Annotated in this window: 13 protein-coding genes; 12 read left to right on the top strand and 1 reads right to left on the bottom strand. The window is 60.6% G+C overall.

Features of this window, described 5'->3' with window-relative positions:
* The first annotated feature begins 24 nt into the window (after positions 1–24).
* The 5 genes from atpD to PP263_RS15860 all read left to right on the top strand — a co-directional run bounded on the left by atpD (position 25) and on the right by PP263_RS15860 (position 5867).
* Positions 25–1422 (top strand): F0F1 ATP synthase subunit beta, encoded by a 1398-nt coding sequence (gene atpD, locus PP263_RS15840; protein ID WP_308364647.1) that lies wholly within the window; start codon positions 25–27, stop codon positions 1420–1422.
* Positions 1423–1553: 131 nt separating this feature from the next.
* On the top strand, positions 1554–1973 hold the full coding sequence (locus PP263_RS15845; protein WP_308364649.1) for a F0F1 ATP synthase subunit epsilon: 420 nt from the start codon (positions 1554–1556) through the stop codon (positions 1971–1973).
* 151 nt (positions 1974–2124) lie between these two features.
* Positions 2125–3657, top strand: coding sequence for a DUF1570 domain-containing protein (locus tag PP263_RS15850; protein ID WP_308364650.1), 1533 nt, complete (start codon positions 2125–2127; stop codon positions 3655–3657).
* 107 nt (positions 3658–3764) lie between these two features.
* The gene (locus PP263_RS15855) at positions 3765–4922 is read left to right on the top strand and encodes an NPP1 family protein (protein ID WP_308364651.1); all 1158 of its coding nucleotides are present in this window, start codon (positions 3765–3767) and stop codon (positions 4920–4922) included.
* A gap of 147 nt (positions 4923–5069) precedes the next feature.
* Complete coding sequence (locus tag PP263_RS15860; RefSeq protein ID WP_308364654.1) at positions 5070–5867, top strand: formate/nitrite transporter family protein; 798 nt, start codon at positions 5070–5072, stop codon at positions 5865–5867.
* A gap of 6 nt (positions 5868–5873) precedes the next feature.
* Here the strand turns inward: PP263_RS15860 and PP263_RS15865 are convergent, their stop codons facing one another.
* Entirely contained in the window at positions 5874–6764 is an 891-nt protein-coding gene (locus PP263_RS15865; RefSeq protein WP_308364656.1) for a cation diffusion facilitator family transporter, read from the bottom strand.
* Positions 6765–6874: 110 nt separating this feature from the next.
* Between PP263_RS15865 and PP263_RS15870 the strand changes: the two genes are divergently transcribed.
* The 7 genes from PP263_RS15870 (at position 6875) to PP263_RS15900 (ending at position 15039) form a co-directional block, all read left to right on the top strand.
* A complete protein-coding gene (locus PP263_RS15870) occupies positions 6875–8089 on the top strand; it encodes a permease (protein ID WP_308364658.1) in 1215 nt (404 codons plus the stop codon).
* A gap of 277 nt (positions 8090–8366) precedes the next feature.
* Entirely contained in the window at positions 8367–9032 is a 666-nt protein-coding gene (locus PP263_RS15875) for a DUF6515 family protein (protein ID WP_308364659.1), read from the top strand.
* A gap of 157 nt (positions 9033–9189) precedes the next feature.
* Positions 9190–10551 (top strand): bifunctional UDP-N-acetylglucosamine diphosphorylase/glucosamine-1-phosphate N-acetyltransferase GlmU, encoded by a 1362-nt coding sequence (gene glmU, locus PP263_RS15880; protein WP_308364662.1) that lies wholly within the window; start codon positions 9190–9192, stop codon positions 10549–10551.
* Between the two features lie 234 nt (positions 10552–10785).
* Positions 10786–11877: a pyruvate dehydrogenase (acetyl-transferring) E1 component subunit alpha gene (gene pdhA, locus PP263_RS15885; protein ID WP_308364663.1), complete on the top strand. Its 1092-nt coding sequence runs from the start codon at positions 10786–10788 to the stop codon at positions 11875–11877.
* On the top strand, positions 11877–12872 hold the full coding sequence (locus tag PP263_RS15890; RefSeq protein ID WP_308364664.1) for an alpha-ketoacid dehydrogenase subunit beta: 996 nt from the start codon (positions 11877–11879) through the stop codon (positions 12870–12872). Before pdhA ends, PP263_RS15890 begins: the two co-directional genes overlap by 1 nt.
* Positions 12869–14059, top strand: a complete 1191-nt coding sequence (locus tag PP263_RS15895) for a dihydrolipoamide acetyltransferase family protein (RefSeq protein ID WP_308364666.1) — start codon at positions 12869–12871, stop codon at positions 14057–14059. The genes PP263_RS15890 and PP263_RS15895 overlap by 4 nt, the downstream gene beginning before the upstream one ends.
* 143 nt (positions 14060–14202) lie before the next feature.
* The gene (locus PP263_RS15900; protein ID WP_374693667.1) at positions 14203–15039 is read left to right on the top strand and encodes a DeoR/GlpR family DNA-binding transcription regulator; all 837 of its coding nucleotides are present in this window, start codon (positions 14203–14205) and stop codon (positions 15037–15039) included.
* Positions 15040–15050 lie beyond the last annotated feature (11 nt).

The raw sequence follows: 15050 nt of genomic DNA on the forward strand, positions 1-15050 counted from the left end.
GAATTTAAAGTTGAGGATCCGGAAATGAGTAACGGGCAAATTGTGCAAGTTATCGGAGCGGTAATCGACGTGGAATTTCCACGTGACTCCGTGCCGAACGTTTACGACGCACTGATGGTGGAAGACAAGAATCTCACCATGGAAGTGCAGCAGCAGTTGGGCGACGGCGTGGTTCGCGCCATCGCCATGGGCTCTTCCGAGGGCGTGCGCCGCGGACTGACAGTGAAGAACACCGGCGCGCCGGTTTCCGTGCCGGTAGGCCACGAGACCCTGGGGCGCATCATGGACGTACTCGGCAACCCCATCGACGAGTGCGGCCCCATCGGTGAAAAGGAAAGAATGTCCATCCACCGAGCAGCCCCCACCTACGAAGAGCAGTCCAGCTCCACCGAACTGCTGGAAACCGGCATCAAGGTGATCGACCTGGTCTGTCCGTTTGCCAAAGGCGGCAAAGTGGGCCTGTTCGGCGGCGCCGGCGTGGGCAAGACCGTGAACATGATGGAACTGATCAACAATATCGCCACCGAGCACTCCGGCCTGTCCGTGTTCGCCGGCGTGGGCGAGCGCACCCGCGAGGGTAACGACTTCTACCACGAGATGCAGGAAGCCGGCGTCGTCAACGTCGAGGAGTTCAGCAAGTCCAAAGTGGCGATGGTCTACGGCCAGATGAATGAGCCGCCCGGCAACCGCCTGCGCGTCGCCCTGACCGGTCTGACCATGGCGGAGAAATTCCGCGACGAAGGCCGCGACGTACTGCTGTTCGTCGACAACATCTACCGCTACACCCTGGCCGGTACCGAAGTATCCGCCCTGCTCGGCCGTATGCCGTCTGCGGTGGGTTACCAGCCGACCCTGGCGGAGGAGATGGGCGTTCTGCAGGAGCGCATCACCTCCACCAAGACCGGCTCCATCACCTCCATCCAGGCGGTTTACGTACCGGCGGACGACCTCACCGACCCGTCGCCGGCCACCACCTTTGCCCACCTGGACTCCACCGTGGTACTGAGCCGCGACATCGCCGCCAAGGGTATCTACCCGGCCGTTGACCCGCTGGATTCAACCTCCCGCCAGCTGGACCCGCTGGTGATCGGCCAGGAGCACTACGAAGTGGCCCGCGGCGTGCAGTCCGTACTGCAGCGCTACAAGGAACTGAAGGACATCATCGCCATCCTGGGTATGGACGAACTGTCCGAGGACGACAAGCAGACAGTGGCCCGCGCCCGTAAGATCGAGCGCTTCCTGTCCCAGCCGTTCCACGTGGCGGAAGTATTCACCGGTGCGCCGGGCAAATACGTATCCCTCAAGGAGACCATCCGCGGCTTCCAGGGCATTCTCAACGGCGACTACGACCACCTGCCGGAACAGGCCTTCTACATGGTCGGCACCATCGACGAAGCGGTGGAAAAAGCCAACAAGAAGTAGGAGCCTGCTTGCAGGCGAACTGTGAGGAACTCTGGACACCCTCTTCCGGGCACGGGAGGGGGAATGTAGGAGCGGCCCATGGCCGCGATCGAATTTGTTCAGAGCCTAAAACCAGAGAATGAGGTAGCCTGATGGCTATGACTATACATTGCGACATAGTAAGCGCCGAGCAATCCCTCTTCTCCGGCCTGGTGGAGATGGTGGTTGTCAGCGGTATCGAAGGAGAGCTGGGTATCTCCTACGGCCACGCGCAACTGCTCACCGCGCTCAAACCGGGACCGGTGCGCATCATCAAGAAGGGTGGTGACGAGGAAGTGCTGTTTGTCAGCGGTGGCTACGCCGAGGTACAGCCGGGCACCGTCACCATCCTCGCGGATATCGCCGAGCGCGAAATCGACGAGGATGCCGCCCAAAAGGCCCGCGAAGAAGCGGCCCACGCCCTGCACAAAGCCCCCTCGGAAATCGACTACGCACGCATCTCAGCCCAACTGGCCGAAGCCGAAGCCCGCCTGCGTACCTTGCAGGCAATTCGCAAGGCCGCCGGCAAGTAACCCGGGACTGTGGAGCTCCAGCTCCGGCAGGCGATTAAAAGCAGCTTCGGCTGCTTTTTTTGTACCTGAAGTACACCTTTATTTGAGTGGGCGCTGGGCATGGGCCCAAATAGCAACCCGCTGAGTTTCAATAAAAAGAATAGGTCCGTCCATGAGCTGCAAAAGTTCTCTCAGAAGTCTCCTCACTTCCCTTATATTGTTTTCGGCCGTCTTTTCTCCCCTCGCCACGGCCGGGGACTGGCGCGAATATCGGTCTGACTACTTTACTGTTTATTCTGATGCTTCTGAGAAGCGGGTGAGTAATCTGCTTCGAGATATGGAGAGGTTTCGACAGGCGATTCTTTTTGTCACCAGACAGGAAAACACGCTGGAAAACCAGCGCTTGCAGGTATTCTATTTCAAAAGCTCCAGGCAATTCAAAAAATTTACCAGAAAAGACAATATTGCAGGCTTTTATACGGATACCTGGGATGGGCCGCTGATTTTCGCAAGGGCCAATGCCGGGGGGTTTTCAGATGGTGGAGTGGCCTTTCATGAATATGTGCACCACCTTATGCGCGAACGCGGTCAGTCCATCTACCCCAAGTGGTATTCAGAGGGGTTTGCCGAGTTTCTCGCCAGTGCCAGGCTTACGAAAGATGGCGTGTGGATAGGGGAAGTGCCCAAGTGGAGATTGTATGCCTTCAGTGGCAAGGGAGCCGGATCAAGGCCGCTGCCCCTTCGGGAAATACTGAAACCGGATACTGAAAATTACAGCCCCCTCTACGCCAACAGCTACTACGCGGGAGCCTGGCTCCTCACCCACTATCTGCAGTTCGGAGCGGGTTACGCAGGAAAATCCTACGATAAGGAAACCAGCAATTACTTCCATGCCCTTAAAAATGGCGAAGATCCATTGAAAGCTTTTGAAGAACACTACGGTAAATCCTTGGATGAAATGCAGGCGGAGCTGAACCGGTATGCGCGGGGCCAGTTGCGCAGCCGCAAGGTGACTATCCCCGAGTACGAAGGGGATATTCAAACGCGCAAGCTGACCAACAACGAACGGAATTTTCTACTGGGGGAAAAGGCGTGGACCCTGGACGATGGTGAACTGGCGGAGGAATACCTGAATAAAGCCGATAAGAAATCCGCTGGCTGGCAGGAAAACTACGCCCTGTTGGCAGAAATCAAACTCCGTACCGGAGACGAGCCGGCCGCCGCACGAATGGCGGATATAACCGAATCGGCCAAGATTGAAGACTACCGCACAGCAGCTAATCTGGCGCTTTACTACGCGGGAAGGCTGCATGCGACGAAAAAGGCCGATGAGTGGGATGAAGCCCTCTATCGAGGGGCTGTGCAGAACGCAAAGGCCGCGATTGAGATGAACCCCGCGCACCTGCCCGGTTATCGCGCTCTCTGGATAGCACAGCAGTTGAACGGTGAGCGCTTGGAGGCATTCAAAACCATGATGGCCGCCTATCAGCGTGAGCCGGGCAACCTATTTATCAATACCAAACTCGGCTTTTACCTGGAATCTATCGACAGAGCCGATCTGGCCAGGCCTTTCCTGGAAAATGTAGTGGCCTGGAGCCATTCCGGAAAACAACGCTCTAGAGCGAAGAAAATTCTGGACTCCCTTGAAGCCGAAGCCTCACCCTACGATTCCGAGGAAAAGGCCGGAGAGAAGAAGTCCGGTTAAGGGCTGCTGTTACTCTGCCTTCGCTTGCCGCCCCTGTTACATTATGGTCTGCGATGACCGAAAAAAGCTTGTCTATCGCTCAAGCTTATTCATAGGGAGGGAAATTTATGAGTTTCAACAGGACTTTTTCTGCGCTGCTTTTCGGCACGGCCGTCTCTGTATCGACCCACGCCAGCGACTTTGCAAAACTGGACAAAGCCTTGCCCGCAGAGGTCAATGCCGAATCCATTGCCCCGGTATTTGACTTTGACACCGATGGGTGTCTCCCGGGCACTGGGATCAGTCGTAACGGGGAAAAGAATGGTGGTCTAAAGCCGACGGGAAGTATCACTGGGGACTGTCGGTCAGGCAATTTTCTCGATATCTCCAACACCGTCCATCGTTATGTCTGTACGGAAAGCGGCGGCGCCACTTACTGTGGCCACTTCTATGCGCTGTATTTCGAAAAAGACCAGATACTCGATGGCATCAACAGCGGCCACCGCCACGACTGGGAGTACGCCGCAGTCTGGACCACCAATGGCGTGGTTACCCATGGAAGCTACAGTGCACACGGAGAATTGACCACTGCTCCCGCCTCCCAGCTGCCATTTGAAAACGGCCATCTGAAAATCGTCTACCACAAAGACGGAATTGGCACCCACGCCTTTCGCTTCGCCAAGGACAACGAATATGCGGAAAACCCCTACGGCGCTTTTGTGACCCCCGAGATTGTCAGCTGGTACCAGTTTTACGGCGATGGCCTGGATAACAGGGAGATGCGCAACCGCTTGAACGGATTCGATTATGGATCGGCCAACCTCCCGATGAGAAACAGCTCTTTCCTCAGGGATATAAACCGATACAGGCCATCGGGATATCCAGAATTTAACGAATATGTCCAACTGATGAACAATGCTTCCGATCTGTGCCTGGATATTACCGATGGCGTCGTGGCCTCCGGCACCAATGTCCATCAGTGGCACTGCAGTGGCAGCAATTGGCAGAAATGGAGCTACGATGCTGACACCGGAGAGATCCGCAGCAAGCACGACTCGGATTACTGCCTCTACAACGGCGGTGTTTTTGAAAATGGCGCCAACCTGATTATCTGGGCCTGCAACGGCAATGATCACCAGCGTTTCACACTGTATGACAACGGCTCTATCGCCGCGCGCGCCGCGGCAAAACAGGTGGTTGACGGCTACGGAACTTATCCCGGTGACAACGTCGGCACCTGGTCGGATTGGGGTGGCAGCAATCAACGCTGGACGATGGTCCTCTGATCCCGCCGGGAAACTTGACCTGCGCAATAAATTCCGCGCCTTATGGAAAGGCTGCTATCGGCTTTTACCCCATTGCCTCCCCACGGAACTAACCTTTGATAAACCGGCGGTTCTTCCGCCGGCTGTCTTTGGAGCCGGGTGGCAACCATGTCCAGCGAATCCGATAAGCCGAAGAAAGACCGGGAAATCCTACAGGAGCAGATGGAGGCCAGTCTGCACGAGTACGAGCGGAACAACCGCTCGTTGTTTCTATCGTCCATTGCTGCGGGGCTGGAGATAGGGTTCAGTTTCTTTCTGATGGCGGCTTTCTACACGCACTTTCACACCCAGGTGGGTGGAGAGATGCTGTACTTTATCACCTCGCTCAGCTATCCCATCGGCTTTGTGATGGTGATTATCGGCCGTTCCGATCTCTTTACCGAGCACACCACCCTCGCGATTCTCCCGGTGCTGGATGGCCAGCAGCGATGGCGCAGCCTGGGGCGTATCTGGTCGGTGATCTACGCCGGCAATATGCTGGGGGCGATGATTTTCAGCCTGATTTTCGTGCGTTTTGTGGCGCTCAGCCAACATATCGACGGCGGTGTTTTCGATTACTACGAAGCCAAATTGGTCCTCGACAGCGACTCCGGTATGTTTCTCGGCGCGATTTTTGCGGGGTGGCTGATGGGGTTGCTGGGCTGGGTTGTCACCTCCTCCTCCGATACCATCGGCCGCATAGTGGTGATCAGCGTAATCACCTTTCTAATCGGCTTTGGCGGGCTTGCGCACTGCATAGCCGGCGCGGTGGCCATTTTCAGTGCCTGGTTCGGCACCGAAGGCGGTGTTGGTATTGTCGGCATTCTCCGGTTCCTGGGCCTTGCGACTCTCGGCAATATCGTCGGCGGCTCGATCTTCGTTGGCCTGCTGAAATACGGCTATATCGCTACTGCCAAACAGCGGTGAGCTGTGTCAGAGGTAGTCGGGGTCGGTGGTGAAGACCACGTCGAACTCCCGCTCGGCAACAAATTTGTTCATGCGCTCAGTCAGCAGTTCGCGCCACGCGTCCGCCTGTTCCACCGGCACGTGGTATTGGTCTTCCTCAAGCAGGATCCGCGCGTGCAGGTACAGGGAACGGCCCGTCTTGGTCATGCTCAGCCCCCAGCGCCTACCGGGAATTCCGGCCATGGCCGCGGAGAAGGCCTTGTGGATCTTCTGCTGCATCCTGCCGGAGGGGGCGGACAGCAAAACCTCCATCAGGTTTTTGTACAGAATACCCGCAGGTATCGGCAGCATCACAGCCACCATGACGATAACCAACCAGGCGTCCGCATAGGGCAGCCAGCCGCCCAGCAGATCCCCGAACAGCCATACAAAGGTAAAGGCGCAGAGCACCACTACACTGAGGACTGTGTCCACCAGCCAGGCAAAGGAGTCCACCTGGAGCAGCGAGGAACCGCTGGCCCTGCCGATGCGGCGCAATATCAGGTAGATCGCCAGGCAGCCAATGGCCGCGATGGCCGCGTAGAAGGTAGCAATGCCCGCCTCCAATGAGCGCCCTCTTCCATACAGCGTCATCACCGCCGATGAAAATGCCATGAGCATCACGCCCAGGATCACCATGCTCTGCAGTACATTGAACGCCGGCTCGAAACTGGCGTAGCCGAATGGAAAGTGCTGGTCGGCCCTGCGTTTGATCAGCTGCGCCACGCGGACCATCACCAGCGACATTACAAAGTTCACCAGCGAGAAGACGCCGTCGAGAAAAATTGCGTCAGAGTCCGCCAGGTGTGCGAAGGTAAACCCCAGCGCCGCCATGCCCAGGCAGCCCAGTACCGACAACCACAAGCCCTTCCTTTCCACCAGTTCGCTCCTTTAGTAAGACGTTACCAATCCGGGCATATCGGGGGCCTGGACTGGTGACATGGCTACACTCACAGATTGATTCCACGGCAATCAAAAGCATCCTGCCTATGCAGAGTCTACTCGCCAATTGGCACCAGGCGGCAACCACTACCCTGGGATTGTTCTGGATGGCGTTCTGGGCATTTGGCCTGGGCTACCTGATCAGCAGTATGATCCAGGTCTTCGTATCCCGGCGGCGCATGCGACAGACTATGGGAAAAGCCGGGGGGCGGGATATCGCGCTGGCGGGCTTTTTCGGCTTTATCTCCAGTTCCTGTTCCTTCGCCGCCCTGGCGACCACCCGTGCGCTTTTCTCTAAAGGCGCGGGGTTTGTTCCCTCTCTCGCCTTCCTGCTGGCGTCTACCAACCTGGTGGTCGAACTGGGTATCGTGATTGCACTGTTTCTCGGCTGGCAGTTCGTGGTCGGGGAATATCTGGGGGGCCTGTTGCTGATCCTGCTGATGTGGCTGGTGGTTTCCCTCACCGCGCCGAAAAAGCTGATCGATAGGGCGCGCGAGCAGGCTCGCGAAGCGGAGGGTAACGGTGATGAAGAGAAAATACCCGACTGGAAAAAGCTGATCCGCAGCCGCGAGGGCTGGCGGCGGGTGGCCGATCGCTACGTGATGGAATGGCATATGGTGTGGCGGGATGTCACCATCGGTTTTACCGTCGCCGGCATTATCGCCACATTTGTGCCGCGCGAATTCTTCCAGACGCTCTTCGTCGGCGCCGGCAGCGGCGATCCGGCATTCTGGGAAGTATTGCTGCAGAGCCTGGTGGGGCCGGTGGCGGCGTTTTTTACCTTTATCGGCTCCATGGGCAATATCCCGCTGGCCGCGGTACTGCTTGGAAATGGTGTCAGCTTCGCCGGCATCATGGCGTTTATTTTCAGCGACCTGGTGGTGCTGCCGGTATTGCGCATCCAGGCGCAGTACTACGGTTGGAAGATGGCGCTTTATATCCTCGGTGTATTTCTGGTTATTCTGATCACCAGCGCGATTGCCATGCACTACGGCTTTGCCGCCCTGGGGATGCTGCCGGAGGCCGATGCGGCCAGAAGTCTCACCGACAGGGAGTATTTTTCGGTCGATTACACCCTGTTTCTGGATCTGGCATTTATCGGGCTGAGCCTGTTTTTTCTGGTTTGGCGCTGGCGGGATCGCGGCCTGCCGGGATTTAAGACGGATCGCCTGAATGACAAGATACTGTTGGGGCTGGCAAGCATCGCTATTATTTGGTTGATCGGTGGAATCAGTTTGCCCTTGGTGATCGAAGGAATTTGATCGCTGGCAGAGCTGAAACTTGTCGCCATCGGTCGATATCGTCACGGTATTCAGCCTGATATTCATGTACTTCGCGGAACTCTTTCCCGCTCCCGTATAGAATCCCCTGGGGAACGGCCTACCGCGATCAGGCCGTGCCGTCCTCGGAAGGCGGCGGAAACTCCGGGGGGATTTCTGCAGAGCCGACCTGTCGCCGGTTTGGTTCTTTCTTCCATTCTGGGGATTGGCACTGCCGCAGCATAAACTTTGAACAGTATGCAACCGCGGGAATGCCGCTATGCGCTACGCCATTGCACTTCTGTACTGTCTCACTGCCGCGCTCGCCTGGCCCCAGGGCGGGGCGCCAGAGGTCCCCTCCGGCGCCTCGCAGCTGTTGGTGCGCGGCGAGACCTATTACTATTGGGACGGTTCTTTCTATCGCCCGGAAAATGGCGGTTACCGACGGGTTGAGCCGCCGCTTGGTGCGCGGGTACCTTCGGTTCCCGGCGGCGCCAGCAATATCACCATCAGCGGCGACCGCTACTCTATTACCTCCGACGGCACCTTTTTCCTGTACGACCCACGTGGCGGCGACTATACGGTGGTCACCCCGCCCCCTGGCTGGCGCGACTACACTGCGCCGACGGAACTCTATGCACTTCCGGCTCCGAAGCGTTCAGCTCCACAGCCTCCGGCTCCACAAGCCCCGGCTCCGGAACCCCAGGAAGTACCCCCGGCCTACCCGTCCTATCCCAACTACGGCGCGGACCGTGACAATCTTTACCCCAACTACGGCCGCTACCGCTATCGCGACGGCGGCCCTTTTGGCAGCTATCGCGATCTCAAATCGGCCTGTCGCCGTATAGCCAGCGACCAGTCGCGCCGCGCCATGGTTGGTCCCTACCGCCGCCAGCCGGGTGGCTACTGGGATGAATATGAACGCTGCCTGCGGCTTTCCCAATAGAAAGGCGGGGGCGGCGGGATTAAATTCCGATTCGAATTCGCTTGGACTAGCGCTATGTGAAAACCCCGCATCACCAGGACCAGTTGGAGCCCGACTTGTCCCCCGCCGGCCCAGTCTGCACAATGAGCGCCCTCATCAGTAATGTTATTTCCCAATCATGACCATCGATATCGTTATCCTCGCCGCCGGCAAAGGCACCCGTATGCACTCCGACCTGCCCAAGGTGCTGCACCCTATTGGCGGCGTACCCATGTTGGCACGGGTGATCGACGCCGCCCGGCTGCTGGGCGAGGTTTCCATTACCGTGGTGGTGGGCCACGGCGCGGACCTGGTGCGGGAGCGATTTGCCGACAGCGGAGTACAGTTTGTCGAGCAGGCGGAACAGCTGGGCACCGGCCACGCGGTGGCCCAGGCGATCCCCAACTTCCGCAAAGGCTCGACCGTGCTGGTGCTCTACGGCGACGTGCCGCTGGTAAGGAGCGGCACTTTGCAATCCCTACTCTCCGCTTCCGACAAGGGGCCGGCGCTGCTGTCGGTGGAGGTGGCGAACCCCGCCGGCTACGGACGCATAGTGCGGGACGACGCCGGGCGCGTGTTGGAGATCGTTGAGGAAAAAGACGCCGATGCCGACACCCTGGCGATCCGCGAGATCAATACCGGCATCCTCGCCGCGCCGGCGGAACTGCTGGCGGAGTGGTTGCCAGAACTGTCCAACGACAATGCGCAGAAGGAGTACTACCTCACCGACGTGGTGGCCCGCTCGGTAGCCGAGGGCATCGCGGTCACTGGCGTGCGCGCCAGCGATCCGCTGGAAGTGGCGGGAATCAACAGCCGCGCCCAGCAGGCGGAACTGGAGCGCGCCCTGCAGCGCCGCCAGGCCGGGGCATTGATGGCCGCCGGCGTCACCCTGCTGGACCCGATGCGCCTCGATATTCGCGGCAGGCTGAACTGCGGCACCGATGTCTGTATCGATATCAACTGCGTATTCGAGGGTGAAGTCACCCTCGGCAACGGCGTGGAAATCGGTCCCAACTGCCTGCTGAAGAACTGCGTACTCGCCGACGGCGTGCGTGTGGAGGCCAACTCCGTGATCGAGGACGCCCGGGTGGGCCAAGCCTGCACCGTCGGTCCCTTCGCGCGCCTGCGCCCTGGCACCGAGCTGGCCGAGGGCGCCAAGGTGGGCAACTTCGTCGAGACCAAGAAGGCGCAGATCGGCCGCGGCAGCAAGGTCAATCACCTCTCTTACGTGGGCGATGCCATTGTGGGAGAGGGGGTCAATATCGGCGCCGGCACCATCACCTGCAACTACGACGGCGTAAACAAATTCCGCACCGAGATCGGCGACGGCGCCTTTATCGGCTCCAACACCGCACTGGTTGCCCCGGTGACCGTGGGCGCCGGGGCGACGGTGGGCGCCGGCTCCACCATCACCCGGGAGGTGGGGGAGGAGGAACTGGCGGTGGCTCGCGGCCGGCAGCGGAACATCACCGGCTGGCAGCGGCCTTCCAAGGAAAGCTGACCTGTAAACACTCTATTTTGAATCAATCTCGTCATACCGGCGCAGGCCGGTATCCAGTTTAGTGGCAACTGGGTTCCGGCTTGCGCCGGAACGACGAAAGCGTGCTGTAGGGGTGAACACAAGATTCGCTCCTACAGCCAGTGATGGAAATCCGGCGGGAATCCCCTCCTCTGCCGACCGGTAGCCGGCCCCCATCCGTTACACTTTCGCTTCGGGAACATAAGGAATTGCCCGATGCACAAACCCAGAATGCACCTGCTCGCCTCCTTCGATATTGCGCACCTGCAGTACCTGGATGAGGCTGGCCGGGCCACCCAGGAACTCCCGGACTTCGCCACTCCCGATACCCTGCTCGCCTTCTACCGGCAAATGGCCCTGGCGCGGCTGTTGGATGACCGCGCGGTAAAGCTGCAGCGCACCGGGCAGTTGGGCACCTACCCCTCCAGCCTGGGCCAGGAGGCCATCGGCGTGGGCACCGGCAGCGCGCTGGAGAAAAACGACGTCTACTGTCCCTACTACCGGGAGAGCGGCGCCCTGCTGGAGCGGGGCGTAAAGATCGAAGAGATCCTCGCCATCTGGGGCGGCGACGAGCGCGGGCAGGACTTCCGCCACGCCCGCGAGGATCTGCCCCTCTGCGTGCCCATCGCCACCCAACTGCTGCACGCCGCCGGCGTGGCCTTCGCCCTCAAGTACAAGCGTGAACAACTGGACGAACCATCCCGGGTGGCGGTGGCCAGCGCCGGTGACGGCGCCACCTCCAAGGGCGATTTCCACGAGGCCCTGAACCTGATCGGTGTCTGGAAGCTGCCGGCAGTGTTCGTGATCAACAACAACCAATGGGCCATCTCGGTACCCCGCAGCGCCCAGAGCGCGTCGAAAACCATCGCCCAGAAGGCCATCGCCGCCGGTATCCCCGGCCTGCAGGTGGATGGCAACGACGTGATCGCGGTGCGCTCCGCGGTGGGGGATGCCATCGAGCGCGCGCGCAACGGCGAGGGCCCCACCCTGATCGAAGCCACCAGCTACCGACTCTGCGACCACACCACCGCCGACGACGCCAGCCGCTACCAGCCCGAGGAGGAGGTGCGCGAGGCCTGGAAGCGCGAGCCCCTGATCCGTCTCGGCCGCTACCTGCGCAACGAGGACCTTTGGAGCGACGAACAGGAGGATGAACTGCAGCGGGAGCTGGCGGAGGTGATGGAGAAAGCATTGCGCGCCCACGCCGAGCGCCCCAAAGACAAACCCACGGCGATGTTCGACCACCTCTATGCCCGGTTGCCGGAGGCCTTCCTGGAACAGTACGACCAATTGGCCGGGGAGCAGTGATGGCGCAGATTACCCTGCTGGAGGCGGTCACCCAGGCCCTGGCCCACGAACTGGAAGCGGACCCCCGGGTGGTGGTATTCGGCCAGGACGTGGGCGTCAACGGCGGCGTTTTCCGCGCTACCGAGGGCCTGCAGAAAACCTTCGGCCCCGAGCGGGTTCTGGACACTCCACTGGCGGAAACCATGATCGCCGGCATCGCCGTGGGCATGGCCGCCCAGGGGCTGCGCCCGGTGGCCGAGTTCCAGTTTATGGGGTTCATCTACCCTGGCCTGGACCATATCCTCAACCACGCCGCGCGCTACCGGAACCGCACCCGCGGGCGCCTATTCTGTCCGATTGTCTACCGCGCGCCGTTTGGCGGTGGCATCCATGCGCCGGAACACCACTCCGAGAGCACCGAGGCCATCTTCGCCCATATCCCCGGGCTGCGCGTGGTGGTGCCCTCCTCCCCCGCACGCGCCTACGGCCTGCTGCTGGCGGCGATCCGCGATCCGGACCCGGTGATCTTCCTGGAGCCCAAGCGCATTTATCGCGCGGCCAAACAGGAGGTGCCGGACAACGGCGAGGCCCTGCCCCTGGACCGCTGTTTCGTGCTGCGCGAGGGAACCGATATCACCCTGATCTCCTGGGGCGCCTCGCTGAAGGAGACCCTGGAGGCCGCGGAACAACTGGCCGAAGAGGGCATAGAGGCGGAAGTCATCGACCCGGCCACCCTCAAGCCGCTGGATATCCACACCGTAATCGACTCGCTGGAAAAGACCGGCCGCTGCGTGGTGGTACACGAGGCGGCGCGTTTCGGCGGCCTGGGCGCGGAGATCGCCGCGCAGATCGGCGAATACGCCTTCGACCTGCTCAAGGCGCCGGTGCAGCGGGTCACCGGCTACGACACGGTGATGCCCTACTACCAGCTGGAGGACAGCTACCTGCCCGACACGGAGCAAGTGCTCACTGCGGCCCGCGCCGCGATGGACTATCCAGGTGAGGGGGCGAAATGAAAATCTTCAAGCTGCCGGACCTGGGCGAGGGCCTGCAGGATGCGGTAATCCGCGAATGGCACGTGGCCGAGGGCGAAACCGTCGCCATCAACCAGAACCTGGTCACAGTGGAGACCGCCAAGGCCCTGGTGGATGTGCCCGCCCCCTGGAGCGGCACCGTGGAAAAGCTCTACGCCGCCAAGGACGACACCATCGACGTCGGCCAGCCGCTGGTGGGTTTCGCCGATTCAGAGGACAGGGCCCCCCCCCTTGTAGGAGCGGCCCATGGCCGCGATCGATCTCCCTCCGAAGAAAAACCCTCCGACGCCGGCACCGTAGTGGGCAGAATCCAGCAAAGCGGACAAACGCTGGGCGAAGAAACCGCCCCCCGAGCACCGTTGCACCGCACCGCAACCCCCGCAGTCCGCGCCCTCGCCCGCCGCCTGGGAGTGGATCTCAGCCAGCGGCAACCGCAAAGGGAACGCTTCACCGCCGACGAAGTACGCGAGTTGGCCGGGCGGAAGCCGGAAAAGGAGAAGGAGAAGGAGAAGGAGAAGGAGAAGGAAGAGAAGCGCCCGGCCAAGGCACCCGCAAAACAGGCCTCCCCCGCCCGCCGCGCCATGGCCCTGGCCATGAGCCGGGCCCGCGACCAGGTGGCGCCCATGACCCTGTGCGACCAGCTGGACATTTCCACCTGGTGGGGCGAGCAATCCGCCACCCTGCGCCTGATCCGCGCCGTGCAAGAGGCCAGCGCCGCCGAACCGAACCTGAACGCCCTCTACGAAAACGACATCCTCTCCCCCTCCGAAACCGTCAATATCGGCGTGGCGGTGGATTCTCCCCGCGGTCTCTACGTGCCCGTACTCAGGGATGTGGCCACGCGCTCCGACGAAGAGTTGCTGAAACAGATAGAGGACTACAAAGAGCAGGCCCGCGAGACCGGTATCGCCCGGGAGGACCTGCAGGGCGCCACCATACTGCTGTCCAACTTCGGCGGCATGGCCGGCCGCTACGCCACACCGGTAGTGCTGCCGCCCACAGTGGCGATTGTCGGTGCCGGGCGCATATTTCAGGGGGTGGTTGCGGTGGATGACAAACCGGCGGTGCGCCCCCTCCTCCCCCTCTCCATCAGCGCCGACCACCGGGCGGTTACCGGCGGCGAACTGGCGCGCTTCCTGAAATCATTGATGGAATCCCTGTCTTCGTAGGGTGCAACCTGCGCACCGCTGGCGATGTCGGTGCGCAGGTTGCACCCTATAATCAACTCCACTCCAATATCCTTCAAAAATTCCTGTGGGAATTGCCCTTTCGGTTTGCTATCGTTAAGTTTCAAATCGAAACTTAACTGATCATGTCCAAACGCAACACCCTTCAACGCCGACATCGCATACTGGAACAGCTCAACGAAGCCGGCGAGGCCAGTGTGGAGCAACTGGCGCGGCAATTCGAAACCTCAGAAGTTACGATTCGCAAGGACCTCACCGCCATGGAGAGCGCCGGCCTGCTGCTGCGACGCCACGGGGGCGCCATTCCGGTACCGCGGGAAATGGTGGCAGAGGAGGCTCCCTCTGAGGTAAAGCGCGCCATCGGCCGCGCCGCCGCGGCGCTGATTCCCGACCACCACCGCATAGTGATCGATTACGGCCGCACCACCGCGGCGATGATCCCCGAGCTGGATCGAAAACGCGGCCTGGTAGTGATGACCAACTCACTGCACGTGGCCAACGCCCTGCGCGAACTGGAGAACGAACCCACCCTGCTGATGACCGGCGGCACCTGGGACCCCCATTTCGAGGCCTTCCAGGGCCGGGTGGCGGAACAGGTGTTGCGAGGCTATGACTTCGACCGGGCCTTTATCGGCGCCGACGGCATCGACCTGGAGCGCGGCACCTGCACCTTCAACGAGCAGATAGGCCTTTCAAGAGTGATGGCCGACGTAGCGCGGGAGGTGGTGGTACTGGCGGAATCCAGCAAGGTGGGCCGCCGCATCCCTAACCTGGAGCTGCCCTGGGACCAGGTGGACACCCTGGTGACCGACAGCGGCCTGGAGGAAGAAGCACAGAGGAAATTGGAATCCCAAGGCGTGCGGGTAATCCGCGCCCCCCTGGGAACGCCGAACCATTCTTCGAGAGCTGAAGGCTCCAGCTCAGCATCGCGGCCAACGGCCGCGCCCACAGAAAGAACTTGAACCCAAAGAGG

The sequence above is a fragment of the Microbulbifer sp. TB1203 genome (assembly GCF_030997045.1).
Lineage (GTDB): Bacteria > Pseudomonadota > Gammaproteobacteria > Pseudomonadales > Cellvibrionaceae > Microbulbifer.